Source organism: Streptomyces anatolicus (assembly GCF_019400875.1).
Lineage (GTDB): Bacteria > Actinomycetota > Actinomycetes > Streptomycetales > Streptomycetaceae > Streptomyces > Streptomyces anatolicus.
The window spans coordinates 1-969 of record NZ_WMBF01000862.1; the positions used below are offsets into that span (position 1 = coordinate 1).

Sequence of the window (969 nt, forward strand, 5' to 3'; positions counted from 1 at the left end):
GCGGCGGGGGACGGTCATCAACAGCTCCGGGATCAAGGGGACATGAAGAAGTGGTCGTCACCGACCGGGGTTTTGGCTAAGGTTAGCCTTACCTTAGGTCGAACTTGCAAGGGGTGAGCCCCTCGAACCCGGAAAGGCACCTTTCGTGGAACTCCGCGTCGAGCAGCTCACCGCCGGATACGGCGGCGCGCACACCGCCGTCGACGGCGTCGACCTCACGGTCGGATCCGGCCAGGTCGTGGCCATCGTCGGCCCCAACGGCTGCGGCAAGTCCACGCTCCTGCGCTGCATGGCGCGGCTCCACCGGCCCACAGCCGGGCGGGTGTTCGCGGGCGACGCGGACATCTGGCGGCTCAAGCAGCGCGAGACGGCCCACCGGGTCGCCCTGCTCCCGCAGTCTCCGCAGGCGCCCGAGGCGGTGACGGTCGCGGGTCTCGTACGGTACGGGCGCCACCCCCATCAGGGGCTGTTCCGTCAGTGGTCCGCCGAGGACGAGCGGGCGGTGACGCGGGCCCTTGAGGCCACCGGTACGGCCGGACTCGCCGAGCGGCGCCTCGACCAGCTCTCCGGCGGGCAGCGACAGCGGTGCTGGCTCGCGATGGCGCTGGCCCAGGAGACGCCGGTCGTCCTGCTCGACGAGCCGACGAGCGCGCTCGACATCGGGCACGCGGTGGAGGTCCTCGACCTGGTCAGGGAGGTCGCGGCGGAGGGGCGGACCATCGTGATGGTCGTCCACGATCTCGCGGCGGCGGCGCGGTACGCGGATGTCGTCGTCGCCATGCTGGCGGGGCGGGTGGTGGCGGTGGGGCCGCCGCGGTCTGTCATCGACGAAGGGCTCGTCATGACGCTTTACGGGATTGAGGCGGAGATCTTGCGGGCCGGGGCGGATGGGGCGCCCGTGGTGGTCCCGGTCGGCCGGGGCCCCGCCGTGCGGGGCTGACGGCCCGCCGCTTCGCGGCGGATCTTTCC

The 969-nt window shown here is 72.2% G+C and carries 1 protein-coding gene; it reads left to right on the forward strand.

All coding sequences use genetic code 11. The features are described from left to right. The first annotated feature begins 145 nt into the window (after positions 1–145). Complete coding sequence (locus GKQ77_RS33010) at positions 146–940, forward strand: ABC transporter ATP-binding protein (protein ID WP_219692820.1); 795 nt, start codon at positions 146–148, stop codon at positions 938–940. The last annotated feature ends 29 nt before the right edge of the window (positions 941–969 follow it).